Source organism: Nocardia puris, from assembly GCF_003315035.1.
In the GTDB taxonomy this organism is placed as follows: domain Bacteria; phylum Actinomycetota; class Actinomycetes; order Mycobacteriales; family Mycobacteriaceae; genus Nocardia; species Nocardia puris.
The window spans coordinates 958511-976213 of sequence record NZ_QNRE01000001.1 but is presented as its reverse complement, the minus strand read 5'-3'; the positions used below and the strand labels follow the sequence as shown (position 1 = coordinate 976213).

Genomic DNA, 17703 nt, shown 5'->3' with positions numbered 1-17703 from the left:
ATGTGGAGGTTGCACGGGGTGGACGGACCTGGATGGCGGGTCGGTAGTCGGTTCGGGCCGTACGAGCTGCGCGCGCTGCTGGGCAAAGGCGGCATGGGCGAGGTCTACGAGGCCTACGACACCGTGAAGGACCGCGTGGTGGCGGTCAAACTCCTCTCCGAGGAACTCGCGAAGGACCCGGTGTATCAGGTGCGGTTCCGGCGGGAATCGCAGGCCGCGGCCCGGCTCGCCGAACCGCACGTCATCCCGATCCACGACTGGGGCGTCATCGACGGCGTGCTGTTCATCGACATGCGCCTGGTGCGCGGTCTGGACCTGCGCACCCTGTTGCGCGCCACCGGTCCGCTGGACCCGGAACGCGCTGTCGGCCTCGTCGAGCAGATCGCCGCGGCCCTGGACGCCGCGCACGCGGGCGGGTTGGTGCACCGCGACGTCAAGCCCGCCAACATCCTCGTCACCGACGCCGACTTCGCCTACCTGGTGGACTTCGGCATCGCGCACACCGAGGGCGATTCGGCCGTCACCCAGGTCGGGATGGCGGTCGGTTCCTACATCTATATGGCGCCGGAGCGGTTCGACGTGGGGCCGGTGACGGGTCGCGCCGATATCTACTCGCTGGCCTGCGTGCTGCACGAATGCCTCACGGGGGCTTCGCCGTTCCCGGCGGCCAGCATGAGCGTGCTGATCAAATCGCATCTGGCGGAGCCGCCGCCGCGTGCGAGCGAGCAGGTGCCCGGCATCCCGCCCGCGCTGGACGACGTGATCGCGCGCGGCATGGCGAAGGATCCGGGCGAGCGGTTCGCCACGGCGATGGAACTCGTGCGCGCGGCGCGGGCGGCGTTGTCGGGTGCGGTGCGGCCGAATCCGGGCGCGGGCGGATATGCGCGCGGTGCGCATCCGGTCCCACCGGGCGCCGCCGCGGGTCGGGGTGGACACACGACGGGCGCGCAAGCGGTCCCACCTGGCACCGCGTCGCGTTCGGGTGGGCACGCGACGGGCGCGCATCCGATCCCGCCGGGCGCCGCCGCGCGTTCGGGTGGGCACGCGACTGCTGCGCGAGCGGTCCCGCCGAGTGCTGGTTCGCATCCGACCGGACACACGACGGGTGCGCAGCCGCTCGCGCCCGGTGCCGCGGTGCGACCACCCGTGGTCCCGGGCCAGACCACCGGCGCGCAGCCGGATCCGGCCGTGTCCGCGCCGACGTTCGTGGTGCGCGTGCCCGCGCGTTTCGCCGATCCCGACGGGACCGGGGCGAATCCCGTGGTGCCGCCGGAGTCGACGGGGGAGATGTCCATCCCGGCCGTCATCCGCCCGTCGGACCCCACCGCCGTGCACCCCACCGAGATCGAGTTCACCCCGCTGCCCACGCAGGAACAGCCCGCGGTGACCCCGCCGCCGCCCTCGGCGACCGGGCCGATCCCGCAGGTGCGTCCGTTCCCCGACGCCCACCTGTACCCGGAGGAACAGCGGTACGCGGATCCCGCCGAGCCCTACGAAGCTCCCGAGACCCGCGTGTATCCGTCGGTGGCGCAACCTGCTCCGGAGACCCGGGCGTACGGCGCGGCGGAAGGCTATGGGAATCCGGACGCCGGGTACGGCGCTCCGGACAGCGGATACGGAAGTCCCGAAGGCGCTTACGGGGCTGCGCAGGGTACCTATGCGAATCCCGATGCGGCGTACGCGAGTTCCGAGGGCGCCTCCGGAAACCAGGGCGCGTTCGGAGCTCCCGACAGCGGATACGGCGGCCCCGGTGTGGATCCGGACGGGCAACTCGCTCCGGAGACCAGGCGTTATCCCGAACCGCCGTTCCCGCCGCCGGCTCAGCCGAGGCACACGGCCGAACCCGCGCCCCGGCCCACGTATCCCGATTACGGCGCTCCCGCGCAGGCGTACAGCGCCGTGAACTACGACGACAGTCCGCAGGGTGGTTACGACTCGCCACGCGGGTATGGAGCTCCGGGCGGTTACGACGGGCCGGGCGGTGGCGACGCGCAGGGCGGTTACGGCGCCGCGGGTGGGTACGGCGCTCAGGGCGGTTACGACCAGCAGAGCGGTTATGACCAGCACGGCTACGACCAACAGAGCGGCTACGACCCGCAATCCGGCTACGGCGCGCCCGACCCGAACCGGCGCGGCTACGACCACGACCGGTCCGACGAGCGCCGCTCGGTCGTGATGCCTGTCCTGGTCTCGCTGCTCGCGATCGTCGCCATCGCGGTGGTCGGCGTGGTCGGCTGGCAGGTGCTGCGCGGCGGCGGCGACGAACCCGCCGCGGTGGGCACCACCGCCGCACCCCGCACGACGCCCCCCGCGGCCGGTCCCGCGACCTCGGACGCGCCCACCACCGCACCCACCACGACCTCGGCCACCCCGGTCCGGCTCCCGGCGGGCGCGACGGCCTGCGGCGCGGATTCGGCACCCGCCGGCCAGTTCTCGCGGGCGGCCATCGGCAACTCGGTGACGAGCTGCCCGTTCGCCGAGGAGGTCCGCCGCGCGTACGCCGCGTCCGAGTCCGCCACGGTGGTGGCGACCAGCCCGGTCACCGGCCGCACCTACACCATGACGTGCACGCCGCAGGGCCAGCTGGTGGCCTGCTCGGGCGGTGAGAACGCCCTGGTGTACGTGTACTGACGACGATCACCCGGTCACGTTAGGTTTTGCTAACCTAACGGCATGGCCAAGCGCGTGAAGTACGTCAAGCCCGCGGAGCGGCGGATCCGTTCCGCGCAGACCCTGGCGAACAAGCGGATCAGTCCCAACTTCGTCCGGGTCACCGTGGGCGGCCCGGACCTGCACGATTTCGACGCCATGGGGTTCGACCAGTGGTTCCGGCTGTTCCTGCGCCGCGACGGTCAGACCGACCTGCGCCTGCCCACCGTCGCCAATGACCTCTGGTACGCCCAGTACCTGCTGATGAGCAAGGATTCGCGCCCGCTGGTGCGCAACTACACCGTGCGCGCGTATCGTCCGGCCGGCGAAGGACAATACGGCGAGCACCCCGAGATCGACATCGATTTCGTCGCGCACGGCGACGACAGCCCCGCCTCGCGCTGGGCGAACAACGTGCAGCCCGGCACGCCGATCGGCCTGTTCGACGAGGGCCTGATGTACCAACTTCCCGAGCACGCGACCTGGTCGCTGATCGTCGGCGACGAGAGCGCGTTGCCCGCCATCGCGGGCATCCTGCGCGACGCGCCCCGCGACCTGCGCGGCGGCGCCTATATCGAGATCCCGCATCCCGACGACGTCCAGGAGCTGGAGGCGCCCGAGGGTGTGCGGGTGCACTGGCTGCCGCGCGCGGACCCGCACGACGAGGTCGGCAAGCTGGCGCTGGACACCGTGCGCGCCGCCGAGGTGCCGTCCTCCGGCGTCTACGCCTTCGTCGCCGGGGAACAGAAGCTCGCTTCCGGCGTGCGCCGCTTCCTCGCCAACGACCGCGGCGTCCCCAAGGCGGACATCACTTTCACCGGCTACTGGCGCTTCGGCAAGGCCTCGCCGAGCTAGGCCGCGACCGCGCTGCCGGCGCGAAATAGGCCGGGAGCTGCGAAGTTACGGTGGTGTAGGTCTGCGGGCGGCCGTGATCGGCGGCGGCCGCTACTATGCCTGCATGGATGCGCGCGGACTCTTGGGGGGCGTGCTGACTTGTAGTCCGGTGAGTACGCAGGGATTCTGATTCGCGATATGGCTAGTGATGAACCGGGGCGTCTGGCGAAGGCGCTGGGGGCGAGTGCGCTCGCCGTGCTGTTGCTGACATCCTGTGGCACGGAGTCCGAGGGGGCGGCGGCACAGGAGACGACCACCACCACCCGCGCCGCGTCGGACACGGGGCAGCAACGCCTCCAGATCACGGTTCCCGGCACGCTGGCCCACGGATTCCAGGAATTGACCGCGCAATTGAGCGGCACCTTCGGGATGGCCGTGATGCCGGTCGGCGGCGAGCGCATGGTCACCTTCGGCGACTGGACCACCGGCCCCGCCTGGTCGACCATGAAGGTGCCGCTGGTGATCGCCGCCCAGCGCGATAACGCGGGCGCGTCCACCTGGTCGATGTCGGCGGCGATCACGTCGTCCGACAACGCCGCCGCCGATGCGCTGTGGCAGGGCCTCGGCACCGGGCAGCAGGCCGCGCAGGCGGTCGAGGCCGTGCTGCGCGAGGGCGGCGATCAAACCACCGTGGTGCCCGCGACCCGCAGCCGCGCCGAGCATTCGGCGTTCGGGCAGGCGGAATGGTCGCTGTCCGAACAGGTCCGGTTCGCCTCGCGGTTGCCCTGCCTGCCGCAGTCGGACACCGCGCTGAACCTCATGGGCCAGATCATCCCCAACCACCGGTGGGGCCTCGGCCAGCTCAGCGCCGCGGAGTTCAAGGGCGGTTGGGGGCCCGACGCCTCGGGCGCGTACCTGGTGCGCCAGTTCGGCGTGATCGACATCCCCACCGGCCGCCTCGCGGTGGCCTTTGCCGCGCAACCCGATTCGGGCGCGTTCGCCGACGGGATGAACGCGCTCAACCGGATGGCGACGCTGCTGTCCCAGCACCTCGGCGAGCTCACCGGAGGCTCCTGCCCGCCCTGAGTCCCGCCGTTACCCAGGGTTCACGGGGGCGGGGATGCCGCGCGCGCCGGGGAGGGGCAAGATAGCGGCCATGCGCATCGGAGTCTTGACCGGAGGCGGGGACTGTCCAGGGCTGAACGCGGTCATCCGTGCCGTCGTTCGCACCGCGAACGGACGCTACGGCGACGCGATCGTCGGTTTCCAGGACGGGTGGCGCGGCCTCTTGGAGGACCGCAAGATCCACATCCACAACGACGACCGCACCGACCGGCTGCTCACCAAGGGCGGCACCATGCTGGGCACCGCCCGCACCAACCCCGACGTGCTACGCGACGGCCTCGGCAAGATCAAACAGACCCTGGACGACAACGGCATCGAAGCGCTCATCCCGATCGGCGGCGAGGGCACCCTCACCGCCGCCAGCTGGCTGTCCGACGAGGGCGTGCCCGTGGTCGGCGTGCCCAAGACCATCGACAACGACATCGACTGCACGGACGTCACTTTCGGCCACGACACCGCGCTCTCCATCGCGACCGAGGCCATCGACCGCCTGCACACCACCGCCGAATCGCACCAGCGCGTGATGCTGGTGGAGGTGATGGGCAGGCACGCGGGCTGGATCGCGATCAACTCGGGCATGGCCGCGGGCGCGCACCTCACGCTGGTGCCGGAGGTCCCGTTCGACGTGGCCGAGGTGTGCTCGATGATCAAGAAGCGATTCCAGCGCGGCGACAAGCACTTCATCTGCGTGGTGGCCGAGGGTTCGCACCCCGCGCCGGACTCCGGGTTCGCGCTGCGCGAGGGCGGGATCGACGAGTTCGGGCACGAGCGGTTCACCGGCGTCGCCCAGCAGCTGGGCGCGGAGATCGAACGCCGCATCGGCAAGGAAGTGCGCACCACCGTGCTCGGCCACGTGCAGCGCGGCGGCAGCCCCACCCCGTACGACCGGGTGCTGGCCACCCGCTTCGGCCTGCACGCCGCCGAGGCCGTGCACGCCGGGCACTTCGGCCAGATGGTGGCGCTGCACGGCACCCAGGTCGGCCTGGTGCCGCTGTCGGAGGCCACCAAGCAGCTCAAGCGGGTGCCGCCGGAGCGCTACCGCGAGGCCGAGGCGTTCTTCGGCTGACGCGGTGGCCGGGGCGCGGCCGGCGAACTACGCTGGCCGCCATGGGTCTTGCCATCGAGGATCTGCCCGCCGCCACCGCCACCGTGCTGCGCCGCCGCGCGCGGGCCGCCGGGCTGCCGATCACCGCGTACGTGCGCGCCGAACTGGTCGCGCGGGCGTCGGGGCGCACGCCGGAGGACACGATCGTGGACTTCCTGCGGTCGGCGGGGCGTGACCTCACCCCGGAGATCGACGCCGACGCGTCGGCGCTGGTCACCCTCTACGACCTGCCGTCCGACGCGCTGGCGGTGTTCGGCGCGCGGGCGCGCGCGGCGGGCCTGCCGCTGGGCGAGTTCGCGCGCAAGGAACTGATCGGCTCGGCCCGCCGGGCCACCGTGGCGGACTCGCTGGAGGAGTTCCGCGAGGTGATGGGGGAGGACGCCGACCTGTCGGAGGTGGCTGCGGCCATCGCCTACGCGCGCGGAGCCTGACCACTGCTCGACGCCGAACGCGGAGGCCGGCGAGTCCGCGTCGTCATCGACGGGATCACCGGGACAGCTCAGGTGAAGATCATCCGCCAGAGGTATGGGCCGTAGCCTCTCGGTGGACGCCGAACCAGGTGTGTTTGAGTAGGTTCGTGCCATGCGAAAAGGTCGGTTGATTGCGTTGGCCCTGTTCGTCGTCACCGCGATGGTGGCAGGGTGTGGATCCGACGCGGACCCGCCCGACCCCACCAAGGGCGACTGGCACGGCGCGATCGAGATCCCCGGCCAGGCGGTGAACGTCGGCGTCACCTTCGGCGACGACGGCACCGCGACCATCGACATCCCCGACCAGGGCGCCGAGGATCTGCCCCTGAAGGATGTGCGCTCCGATCGCGAGGCGGTCGAATTCGCCATTCCCGACATCCCGGGCGATCCGGTCTTCAAGGGCAGGTACGACTCCGAAACCGGCAAGATCACCGGCGATTTCACCCAGTCGGGCCAGTCGTTCCCGCTGACGCTCGAGCGCGGCGCGCTGGCACCGCCGGCCCGCCCGCAGGAGCCGAAGCCGCCGTTCCCGTACGAGTCCGAGGACGTGACGTTCACCAGCGGTGACATCACCGTCGGCGGCACCCTCACCACACCGGAAGGCGACGGCCCGTTCCCGGCCGTCGTGCTGATCACGGGCAGCGGACCGCAGGATCGCAACGAAACGCTGTACGCGCACAAGCCTTTCCTGCTCGTCGCCGACACGCTCACCCGCGCGGGGTACGCCGTGCTGCGCACCGACGACCGCGGCGTCGGCGACACCGGCGGCGATCTGAACCAGGCGACCTACGACGATTTGGCGAACGACGTCACCGCGGGGATCGACTTCCTGCGCGCTCGCTCCGAGATCCACCCCACCCGGATCGGACTGTTCGGCCACAGCGAGGGCGGCTACCTCGCACCGATGGTTGCCGCGCGGCCCGACAGCGGGGTCGCGTTCGTCGTCCTCATGGCCGGGCCCGCGGTGTCCGGTGGTGACGTGCTCATCGAACAGTCCGGGGTGATCATGCGGACCGAGGGCGCACCCCCCGAGGTGATCGACCGGCAGATCGCCGACACCACCGAGATGGTGGCGCTGATCCGGGCGGGCGATATCGAGGGCGCCAAGCGAGCGGTCGAGCGCAGCAACGCCGCGCTGCCCGAGGAACTGCGCCTGCCGGAAGACGACGCGAGTGCTCAGATCACCCCGTACTTCGCCGCGCTGATCAACTACGACCCGGCCCCGGCGCTGTCGGCGCTGCGCATTCCGGTGCTCGCCTTCTACGGTGACCGGGACCTGCAAGTGCTGTCGTCCCAGAACGAAGGCCCGGCGCGCGCGGCGCTCGCGCAGAACCCGGACGCCACCGTGCACGTCTTCGGCGGCCTGAATCACCTCATGCAGCCCGCCGAGACCGGCGCGCCGAGCGAGTACCCCACGATCGAGACCACCATCGACCCGCAGGTGCTCACGTTCATCACCGACTGGCTCACCCAGCACGTCCCCATCTCGTAGTGGACGCGGACCGGCCGTATCCGAGTACGGCCGGTCCGCCCGCCCCGTCGCACGTCGGTGGTCACCGTCGGGCGTTCGGGGCATCGTCCGAGCTGCCCGATCCGTCCGCCATACGGTGCCTGCTGAGCGTGTGCCGCATCGCCGAACGGGATCCGCGATTGCGGGTAGAGCGAATGGGCGATCAAGCCCGACCTCGGCTGCCGTCCGGGGCTTCGCGCGTGGTGGTCGCGTCGTGCGGCCTTCCCCACGCCTCGACCGTAGCGCTGGTGCGTGACGGCGACTGCGGGTCCGAGGTGTTCCTGCGGCGACGGGTCGGCCGACGAGTCATCGCGGCCGAGGGGCGCGGCCGAGGGGATCGCGGGCCCCGAAGCCGGTGATCCCCCGCCAGGTCTGGTTCCCGCGCACCAGATCCGGGCGCGGAAGCCGAGGGCGAAGTACATACACTTGTCGCCATGAGTGCACCCACGGTCGAGCTGATGGACTATGCCGATGTCGTCGCCCGCTACGAGCCGGTGCTCGGCATGGAGGTCCACGTCGAGCTGTCCACCGCGACCAAGATGTTCTGCGGCTGCCCCACCGAATTCGGCGCGGAGCCCAACACGCAGGTGTGCCCGGTGTGCCTCGGACTGCCCGGCTCGCTGCCGGTGGTGAACCAGCAGGCGGTGGCCTCGGCCATCCGCATCGGCCTGGCGCTGAACTGTTCGATCACGCCGTGGGGCCGGTTCGCGCGCAAGAACTACTTCTACCCGGACCAGCCGAAGAACTACCAGATCAGCCAGTACGACGAGCCGATCGCCACCGACGGCTACCTCGACGTGGTGCTCGACGACGGCAGCACCTTCCGCGTGGACATCGAACGCGCCCACATGGAGGAGGACACCGGCAAGTCGGTGCACGTCGGCGGCGCGACGGGCCGCATCCACGGCGCCAGCCACTCGCTGCTGGACTACAACCGCGCGGGTGTGCCGCTCATCGAGATCGTCACCAAGCCCATCACCGGCGCGGGCGAGCGCGCCCCCGAGGTGGCCCGCGCTTACGTCACCGCGCTGCGCGATCTGCTCAAGGCGCTCGAGGTGTCCGATGTGCGCATGGAGCAGGGCTCGCTGCGCTGCGACGCGAACGTCTCGCTGATGCCGGTCGGCGCGAGCGAGTTCGGCACCCGCACCGAGACCAAGAACGTCAACTCGCTGCGCAGCGTCGAGACCGCCGTGCGCTACGAGATGCGCCGCCAGGCCGCGGTGCTCACCGGCGGCGGCACCGTCGTGCAGGAGACCAGGCACTTCCACGAGGCCGACGGCTCCACCTCGCCCGGGCGTCGCAAGGAGACCGCCGAGGACTACCGCTACTTCCCCGAGCCCGATCTCGAGCCGGTCGCGCCCGACGCGGCGTGGGTCGAGGAGCTGCGCGCCACCATCCCCGAGTACCCGTGGCTGCGCCGCGCCCGCATCCAGGCCGACTGGGGCTGGTCCGACGAGGTCATGCGCGACGTGGTGAACGCGGGCGCGCTGGACGCCATCATCGCCACCGTCGAAGCCGGCGCCCCCGCCAACGAGGCGCGCTCCTGGTGGGTCAACTACCTCACCGAGAAGGCGAAGGAGCGCGAGGTCGCCCTCGAGGACCTGCCGATCACGCCCGCCCAGGTCGCCGAGGTGGCGGCGCTGGTCGAGGCCAAGGCGGTGAACAGCAAGGTCGCCAAGCAGGTCGTCGATTTCGTGCTCGCCGGCGAAGGTGAGCCCGCCGCCATCGTGGAGGCCAAGGGCCTGGGCATGGTCAGCGACGACAGCGCGTTGCAGGCCGAGGTGGAGAAGGCGCTGGCCGCCAACCCCGATATCGCCGACAAGATCCGCTCCGGCAAGGTGCAGGCCGCGGGCAAGATCGTGGGCGACGTCATGAAGGCCACCAAGGGCCAGGCCGACGCCGCCCGCGTCCGTGAACTCGTGCTGGCCGCCTGCTCCTGAGCATCGGAACCGCCCGCGACCGAATCCGGTCGCGGGCGAGCTTCTTCTAGTCCGGTCCGGTGCCGCCCGCGGAATCCGGCGGGATGCGGACGACGCGGTCGTCGTTGGGGCCGGGCTGTCCGTCGGACTTGTTGACGGTGCCGACCCACACGTTGCCGTCGGGGCCGATGGTGGCGCCGCTGAGGCGGCCGTAGCGGTCCTGGGCGAGCATGCTCGGGGCGGTGGTGATGGTGCGGGTGCCGGGGTCGGCGGTCGCGATGGCGAGCGCGTTGGCGAAGGTCAGCGCGACCGCGACGGTGTCGCCACCCGCCGCGCAGCCCGCGACGCCGGGGCGGTCGGGCCAGGTCCACCCGGTGATCACCGTGCCGTCGTTGCCGAGGCGCTGCAACCGGTCGACGGCCGGGGTGCGGTCGGTGATCCACACGCCGCTGTCGCCGTCGCGGCACAGATCGCCCGCCACGCCGATGCCCGACACCGCGATCTCCGGCGATGCCGAACCGGGCGCGGGGGAGTTCAGCCGCAGCACCTTGCCCGCCAGCGACGACGGCGAGGTGGCCAGGCCGGGATTGCCCGCGTCACCGGTGAGCACCAGCAGCTGGCCGGGGTTGGCCCATTCGATCGCGCCACGATTGCCGGTGGCGCCCTTCGGGATTCCCGTCAGGATGGGCTTCGGCTCGCCCTCCTCCGCGATGCGCACCACCCGGTTGTCCGAGGCGGTGGTGATGTAGGCGAAGAGCAGGCCGTCCTCGCGGTAGCTCGGTGAGAGCGCGATATCGGTGAGGCCGCCGTCGCCGGAGCCGTCCACCTCGACCCGCGCCACCTCGACCGGCGGGGTGTCGGGGTCGACGACCTTCAGGATGCGCCCGGTGCGCCGCTCGGCGACCAGCGCGCCCTCCCCGATGCCGACCAGGCCGCCGGTGGTGTCGAGGCAGGTGGCGACCACGGCCGGGTCCTGATCGATGCACGGACCGCTGGGGCGGGTGGTGGACGGTCCGCTGTCCTCCGGCGGCCTCGGGTTGGCCGGGTTGAACGTGGGCTCGGGCGTGAACGGGCTCGACGCGGAGTCATCGAACCGGGCGCACCCGGACAGCGCGGCGACCCCGAGTGCCACGCTCATGACGAGACGTCCCACGACAACCAATCTCATGCCCCTGACGTTACGGAAATACCCGCAGGCGCGCCGCTCCCGGGTGCGTGTTGACACGCCGTCACCGCCGGACTCCCGCGCACGCCCGCCGCGACATAGGGTGTACACCCATGACCGAGCGTGAGCGATCCATCGGCGCGGGGGAGCCGGAAACCAGTGAGGCGCGCCTGTGACCGACAAGCCGAACGACACCGCGACGGGTGAGCAGCCCTCGGCGACCACCACCGGCCGCGGCGTCACCAGCCCGTTCGATTCGCCGACCGAACAGTTCCCGCAACCGGACCTGACCAAACCGGCGCCGGGCGAACTACCGCGCACCGACGACGAACTCGGCCTGGACCCCGACGTGCCGGGCACGGGCAAGAATCCGGGGGCCGCCGACTTCCCCGCCGACGATTCGCCGACCTACTCCTACGCCAGCATCCCGCCCGCCGCCAACGCGCCGGGCGAGCCGAGCAAGGCGGCGCGGCGGCGCGAGGCCGAGAACCGGCGCGGCACACTGGATCTGGGCCTGCTCCTGCTGCGGGTGGTGGTCGGCGCGACCTTCCTCTACCACGGTTTGCAGAAGCTGACCGGCTGGTTCCACGGCCCCGGCCTGGACGGCACCCGCGACATGATGGCCGAAGGCGGCTGGGACCACCCGACGGTGTCCACCGTGCTGGTCACCGTCGGCGAGGTGGGCGGCGGCATCCTGCTGATCCTCGGCCTGGCCACCCCGCTCGCCGCGGGCTCGGTGCTCGCGGTGATCCTGAACGCGTGGGCCTGGAAGCAGGGCATGATCCCCGGCTTCCAGTACAACAGCGGCACCCCGACCGGCGTGGAACTCGACAGCATCCTGGCCGGCGCGGCCGCCGTCCTCATCCTCACCGGCCCCGGCCGGCTCTCCCTGGACCGCAACCGCGGCTGGGCCACCCGCCCCGCCTGGGGGTCGTTCGCCGTCCTGCTGCTGGCGATCGCCGCCGCCGCGCTCACCTACTGGTACCTGCACGGCGGCAACCCCTTGACGGGGATCGGGCCCTTCGACTGACCAGCGCGCCCGGCACAACCGCGCGAGGCAGCCGTCGCGAGACGGTCTCGGGTTGTGCCGGGGCGTATCCCCGCTGACGACGTGGGGCCGCAGTACTGGCGCGATGTGAGCGGCGATCCTCGCTCGCACGGCAGATACGTCCCGAGAATGCCGAACGGCCCCCGAAACATCGGGGGCCGTTCGGTTTTCGCGGATCAGGGGACGCGGCGGACAGCGCCCTTGTCGGCCGAAGTGGCCAGCGCCGCGTAGGCGCGCAGGGCCGTGGTGACCGGGCGGTCGCGGTGCAGCGGCTGCCAGGGCCGTTCGCGGGCCTCCATCTTGGCGCGGCGCTCGGCCAGCGTGGCGTCGTCGACCAGCACCTCGAGCGTGCGGGTGGCGACGTCGATGCGGATCTGATCACCGTTCTCGACCAGGCCGATCACACCGCCGCTGGCGGCCTCGGGGGAGATGTGGCCGATGGACAGGCCCGACGTGCCGCCGGAGAAGCGGCCGTCGGTGATGAGCGCGCACTGCTTGCCCAGGCCCGCGCCCTTCAGGAACGCGGTGGGGTGCAACATCTCCTGCATACCCGGCCCGCCGGAGGGACCCTCGTAGCGCACGACGACCACGTCGCCGGGCTTGATCTTTTTGCCGAGGATGACCGACACGGCCTCCTCCTGCGACTCCACGACCACCGCCGGGCCCTGGAACGAGAACAGATCCTCGTCGATGCCCGCGGTCTTCAGGATCGCGCCGTCGGGCGCGATATTGCCGCGCAGCACCACCAGTCCGCCCTCGACGGTGTAGGCGTGCTCCTTGTCGCGGATGCAGCCGCCCGCCGCGTCGGTGTCCAGCGAGGACCAGCGGTTCTCGGTGGAGAACGGCTGCGTGGTGCGCACGCCGCCCGGCGCGGCGTGGAACAGCTCGATCGCCTCGTCGGACGCCTTGCCGGATCGGATGTCCCAGGTGTCGAGCCATTCGTCGAAGCTCGCGGTGTGCACGGTGGTCACGTCGGGGTCGAGCAGTCCGGCGCGGCGCAGCTCGCCCAGGATGGCGGGGATGCCGCCGGCGCGGTGCACGTCCTCCATGTGGTAGTCCGAGTTCGGCGACACCTTCGACAGGCACGGCACCCGGCGGCTGATCTCGTCGATGGTCTGCAGATCGAAGTCGATCTCACCCTCCTGCGCGGCGGCCAGGGTGTGCAGCACCGTGTTGGTGGAACCGCCCATCGCCACGTCCAGGGCCATCGCGTTGCGGAAGGCCTTGGCGTTGGCCACGTTTCGCGGCAGCACCGAGGCGTCGTCGTCGCGGTACCAGCGGTTGGCGATGTCGACGATCACCCGGCCCGCCCGCTCGAACAGGGCACGGCGCGCGGCGTGCGTGGCCAGCGTGGAGCCGTTACCCGGCAGCGCCAGACCCAGCGCCTCGGTGAGGCAGTTCATCGAGTTCGCGGTGAACATGCCCGAACAGGAACCGCAGGTGGGGCAGGCGCTGCGCTCGACCTCGCTCAGGCCCTCCTCGGACACCGCGTTATTGGCGCTGGCCGAGATCGCGGTGATCAGGTCGGTGGGCGCCTGCGCGACACCGCCGACCACCACCGCCTTGCCCGCTTCCATGGGGCCGCCGGAGACGAACACGGCCGGGATGTTGAGCCGCATGGCGGCGTTCAGCATGCCGGGGGTGATCTTGTCGCAGTTGGAGATGCACACCAGCGCGTCGGCGGTGTGCGCGTTGGCCATGTACTCGACGGAGTCGGCGATGATCTCGCGCGAGGGCAGCGAGTAGAGCATGCCGCCGTGACCCATGGCGATGCCGTCGTCCACGGCGATGGTGTGGAACTCGCGGGGCACGCCGCCCGCGGCCCGGACCGCTTCGGCCACGATCTCGCCGACGTCCTTCAGGTGCACGTGGCCGGGCACGAACTGGGTGTAGGAGTTCGCGATCGCGACGATCGGCTTGCCGAAATCGGAATCGGTGAGGCCGGTGGCGCGCCACAGCGCGCGAGCGCCTGCGGCATTGCGTCCGGCGGTGGTGGTGCGTGAGCGAAGGGGTGGCATTTGGGGGGTCCTCGGGTGGTCGCGGGGGCTGTGGTGCGACGGCGCCGAACGATTTCGGCGGCCTGTCTACGTTACTCCCCGACTCGGCGCGTCCGGAGCGCCCGTGCGGGCTATCGAGTACGCGTAGCCGGAGATGTCGCCGAGGAGTGGTCCCTCCGCATTCGCTCCGGGCTGCGCATCGGCGGTCCTTCCGCGTTCGCTCCGGGTCCCGCTTCGCGAACTGTGGGTGTCCCGCTTGGCTGGGGAGCTTGTTGCGTGTTGGGCTACCCGGTTGGTTGGGGGTTGGCCTTGCGCTGGTTGCCGGCGAACCCACTTGGTGGCAGGTCAGCCGCGCGTACCTGGGCGCAACCCGCTTGGTCGGGAGATTATTCCGTGAACACCGAAGGTGTGATCCGTTCGTGGTGCCCGCGGAAGGTCGTCGCCGAGTGTCTAGTCCGAGCCGCCGCTCGCGGAGCCGCTGTCGCCCGAGCCGCCACCGGTCGCGCCGCTGTTGTCCGACGAATCGCTGTCCGCGGACCCGCCCGCCGACTCGGCCCGCTTCTGCGCCTCGCGTTCGGCGCGCGCGGCCTCGGCGGCCGCCGCGAACAGGTCCGGGATGCGTCCCTTCGACGCCTCGATGAACTTGCGCAGCTGGTCGTAGCTGACCGCGGGCAGCTTCACCTCGGTGTCGTCGGTGAGGTGCGCGCGCACCCAGCCGCGCGGCGGGATGCTCACGCCGCGGATCCGGTCCCAGTCCAGGTGCCGCGAGCTCGTCACCGTGCGCAGATCCAGCCCCCGGTCGGACACGACGGTGCGGGTGCGCTCGATCCAGTAGATCGCGAACAGCGGCAGGATCGCCGTCCAGCCGAGCAGGGCGGGCCAGCCGACGATGAAGATGAACACGCCGAGGGCGAGCACGACCACGCCCAGGTAGTTGAGCCGGGTGACTCGGATGACCTTCACGTCGCCGCGACCCGTATCCGATCCCGCCGCGGCGGTGTGGGACGATTCAGTAGGTGGCACGGACTGATGCGGTGATGACACACCACCATCCTCGCATCCTGGTAATCGGACACAAGCAACCACTGGCGTCCCACATAATGGGACATACCGGGTCAACTGTTTGACTCTTCGGTTCACGCCCGCTTAACGTCGTGCGCGTGAATCGAAACGAGTTGCTCGTAATCGGCCGGCGCGTCCAGCGTTGAGCCTGACTACCTGAGTCGAATACGTCAGCTCGCGTTGCGACGCGCCACCCTCGAACAGCCTTGTGCTGATCGAGGGCTTTTTTGTGTTCGGGCAGTGCCCGGCGCGGCGGGTCGCCCGACCGGTCGTGTCAGGCACAGCAGTGTTGTCCGGAGTCGAGAACGACAAAAGTAAGGAACGAAGACGGTGAGCGCACCAACCGCACGGCCCGGGCCCTCGGCCCGCAGGTCAGCGCCTTCGGCGAACCAGCAGGCGACGCCTGCTGCCCCGACGACCACGGCGAACCGCCGCCAGGTCCCGCCCGAGCGGGTCACCGGCGCGCAGTCCGTCGTGCGGTCGCTCGAGGAGCTCGGCGTCGACACCGTGTTCGGCATTCCGGGCGGCGCGATCCTCCCGGTCTACGACCCGCTCTTCGACTCCACCAAGGTGCGCCACGTGCTGGTGCGTCACGAGCAGGGCGCGGGTCACGCGGCCACCGGATACGCGCAGGCCACCGGCAAGGTCGGTGTGTGTATGGCCACCTCCGGCCCCGGCGCGACCAACCTGGTGACCCCGATCGCCGACGCGCAGATGGACTCGGTTCCGATCGTCGCCATCACCGGCCAGGTCGGTCGCGGCCTGATCGGCACCGACGCGTTCCAGGAAGCCGACATCTCCGGCATCACCATGCCGATCACCAAGCACAACTTCCTGATCACCGACGGTCACGACATCCCGCGCATCCTCGCCGAGGCGTTCTACCTGGCCGCCTCCGGCCGCCCCGGCGCGGTGCTCGTCGACATCCCCAAGGACGTGCTGCAAGCGCAGACCACGTTCTCCTGGCCGCCGGAGATGCGCCTGCCCGGCTATCGCCCGGTCACCAAGCCGCACGGCAAGCAGGTGCGCGAGGCCGCCAGGATGATCCTGGAGTCCAAGGCCCCCGTGCTCTATGTCGGCGGTGGCGTGATCAAGGCCGAGGCGTCGGCCGAGCTGCTGGAACTGGCCGAGCTGACCGGCATCCCGGTGGTCACCACCCTGATGGCGCGCGGCGCGTTCCCCGACAGCCATACCCTGAACATGGGCATGCCCGGCATGCACGGCACCGTCGGCGCGGTGGCCGCGCTGCAGCGCTCCGACCTGCTGATCACCCTCGGCGCGCGCTTCGACGACCGCGTCACCGGCCAGCTGGACTCGTTCGCGCCCGACGCCTTGGTGATCCACGCCGATATCGACCCGGCCGAGATCGGCAAGAACCGCCACGCCGACGTGCCGATCGTCGGCGACTGCCGCGAGGTCATCGCCGAACTCATCGAGACGCTGAAGTCCGACCCCGCGGTGGGCGACGGGCCGCTGCTGAACCTCACCGAGTGGTGGACCTACCTGTCCGGTGTGCGCGACCAGTACCCGCTGGGCTGGACCGCGCCGTCGGACGGGTCGCTCTCGCCCGAGTACGTCATCGACGCGCTGGGCCGCCTGGCCGGTCCCGACGCCATCTACTGCGCGGGCGTGGGCCAGCACCAGATGTGGGCCGCCCAGTTCATCAAGTACGAGAAGCCGCGCACCTGGCTGAACTCCGGCGGTCTCGGCACCATGGGCTACGCCGTCCCGGCCGCCATGGGCGCCAAAATGGGCGCGCCCGACAAGGAAGTGTGGGCGGTCGACGGTGACGGCTGCTTCCAGATGACCAACCAGGAGCTGGCCACCTGCGCCGTCGAGGGCGTGCCGATCAAGGTCGCGCTGATCAATAACGGCAACCTCGGCATGGTCCGCCAGTGGCAGACCCTGTTCTACGAGGAGCGCTACTCCAACACCGACCTGGGCACGCACACGCTGCGCATCCCCGACTTCGTCAAGCTGGCCGAGGCGCTGGGCTGCCACGGCATCCGCGTGGAGAAGGAGGAGGAGGTCGAGGCCGCCATCCGCGAGGCGCAGTCGATCAACGACCGCCCGGTGGTGATCGATTTCATCGTCGGCAAGGACGCCCAGGTGTGGCCGATGGTCGCCGCGGGCACCAGCAACGACGAGATCATGGCCGCGCGCGGCATCCGCCCGCTGTTCGACGAGGACGAGCAGGCCGCCGAGCCCGCCGTCATCCACGAGGCGATGACGCACGGCAAGACCGAGGGGACCGAAGCAGAATGAGCAGCACCCACACCCTCAGCGTCCTGGTCGAGGACAAGCCCGGCGTGCTCGCGCGCGTCGCCAGCCTGTTCTCCCGCCGCGGATTCAATATCGAATCGCTCGCGGTCGGCGGCACCGAGGTCAAGGACATCTCCCGGATGACCATCGTGGTCACCGTGGAGGACCTGCCGCTCGAGCAGGTCACCAAGCAGCTGAACAAGCTGGTGAACGTCATCAAGATCGTCGAACAGGACGCCGACGCCTCGGTGGCCCGCGAGCTGATCCTGGTGAAGGTCCGCGCCGACGCCAGCGTGCGGACCCAGGTGATCGAGGCGGTCAACCTGTTCCGCGCGAAGGTCATCGACGTCTCGCCGGACGCGCTCACCGTCGAGGCCACCGGGACCCGGTCCAAGCTCGACGCGCTGCTGCGCATGCTGGAGCCGTACGGCATCCGCGAGATCGTGCAGTCCGGTGTGGTGGCGGTGGGCCGCGGTCCGAAGTCCATCACCGCGACGCGCTGACCGACCGACAGATTTTCATAGTCGCCCCTGGTTCTCGTGTGCCCCGCGCACGCG

General features: G+C 70.8%; 13 protein-coding genes. 10 read left to right on the top strand and 3 right to left on the bottom strand.

Annotated elements, in window-relative coordinates:
* The first annotated feature begins 18 nt into the window (after positions 1-18).
* The 7 genes from DFR74_RS37920 (at position 19) to gatB (ending at position 9633) form a co-directional block, all read left to right on the top strand.
* Positions 19-2631, top strand: a complete 2613-nt coding sequence (locus DFR74_RS37920) for a serine/threonine-protein kinase (protein ID WP_411719589.1) — start codon at positions 19-21, stop codon at positions 2629-2631.
* A gap of 42 nt (positions 2632-2673) precedes the next feature.
* Positions 2674-3504, top strand: a complete 831-nt coding sequence (locus tag DFR74_RS04470; RefSeq protein ID WP_067508817.1) for a siderophore-interacting protein — start codon at positions 2674-2676, stop codon at positions 3502-3504.
* A gap of 177 nt (positions 3505-3681) precedes the next feature.
* Positions 3682-4569 (top strand): serine hydrolase family protein, encoded by an 888-nt coding sequence (locus tag DFR74_RS04465; RefSeq protein ID WP_067508819.1) that lies wholly within the window; start codon positions 3682-3684, stop codon positions 4567-4569.
* Positions 4570-4639: 70 nt separating this feature from the next.
* A complete protein-coding gene (locus DFR74_RS04460) occupies positions 4640-5674 on the top strand; it encodes an ATP-dependent 6-phosphofructokinase (protein WP_067508821.1) in 1035 nt (344 codons plus the stop codon).
* A gap of 41 nt (positions 5675-5715) precedes the next feature.
* Positions 5716-6144, top strand: coding sequence for a hypothetical protein (locus DFR74_RS04455; protein WP_067508824.1), 429 nt, complete (start codon positions 5716-5718; stop codon positions 6142-6144).
* Between the two features lie 151 nt (positions 6145-6295).
* A complete protein-coding gene (locus tag DFR74_RS04450) occupies positions 6296-7675 on the top strand; it encodes an alpha/beta hydrolase family protein (protein ID WP_067508826.1) in 1380 nt (459 codons plus the stop codon).
* Between the two features lie 452 nt (positions 7676-8127).
* Positions 8128-9633 (top strand): Asp-tRNA(Asn)/Glu-tRNA(Gln) amidotransferase subunit GatB, encoded by a 1506-nt coding sequence (gatB, locus tag DFR74_RS04445; RefSeq protein ID WP_067508828.1) that lies wholly within the window; start codon positions 8128-8130, stop codon positions 9631-9633.
* A gap of 46 nt (positions 9634-9679) precedes the next feature.
* On the opposite strand, the gene DFR74_RS04440 is transcribed toward gatB, so the two are convergent.
* A complete protein-coding gene (locus tag DFR74_RS04440; RefSeq protein ID WP_067508831.1) occupies positions 9680-10780 on the bottom strand; it encodes a PQQ-dependent sugar dehydrogenase in 1101 nt (366 codons plus the stop codon).
* Positions 10781-10949: 169 nt separating this feature from the next.
* Here DFR74_RS04440 and DFR74_RS04435 point away from each other — a divergent pair, with 169 nt between their 5' ends.
* The gene (locus DFR74_RS04435; RefSeq protein ID WP_067508833.1) at positions 10950-11807 is read left to right on the top strand and encodes a DoxX family protein; all 858 of its coding nucleotides are present in this window, start codon (positions 10950-10952) and stop codon (positions 11805-11807) included.
* Positions 11808-12001: 194 nt separating this feature from the next.
* Here DFR74_RS04435 and ilvD read toward each other — a convergent pair whose 3' ends face one another.
* Both ilvD and DFR74_RS04425 read right to left on the bottom strand, forming a co-directional pair.
* Positions 12002-13843, bottom strand: a complete 1842-nt coding sequence (ilvD, locus tag DFR74_RS04430; protein ID WP_067508835.1) for a dihydroxy-acid dehydratase — start codon at positions 13841-13843, stop codon at positions 12002-12004.
* Between the two features lie 429 nt (positions 13844-14272).
* On the bottom strand, positions 14273-14785 hold the full coding sequence (locus tag DFR74_RS04425) for a PH domain-containing protein (protein WP_232331734.1): 513 nt from the start codon (positions 14783-14785) through the stop codon (positions 14273-14275).
* Positions 14786-15214: 429 nt separating this feature from the next.
* On the opposite strand from DFR74_RS04425, the gene DFR74_RS04420 reads away from it, so the two are divergent.
* Both DFR74_RS04420 and ilvN read left to right on the top strand, forming a co-directional pair.
* Positions 15215-17149 (top strand): acetolactate synthase large subunit, encoded by a 1935-nt coding sequence (locus DFR74_RS04420; RefSeq protein ID WP_067508839.1) that lies wholly within the window; start codon positions 15215-15217, stop codon positions 17147-17149.
* On the top strand, positions 17146-17649 hold the full coding sequence (ilvN, locus tag DFR74_RS04415; RefSeq protein WP_067508841.1) for an acetolactate synthase small subunit: 504 nt from the start codon (positions 17146-17148) through the stop codon (positions 17647-17649). Before DFR74_RS04420 ends, ilvN begins: the two co-directional genes overlap by 4 nt.
* Positions 17650-17703: the final 54 nt, after the last annotated feature.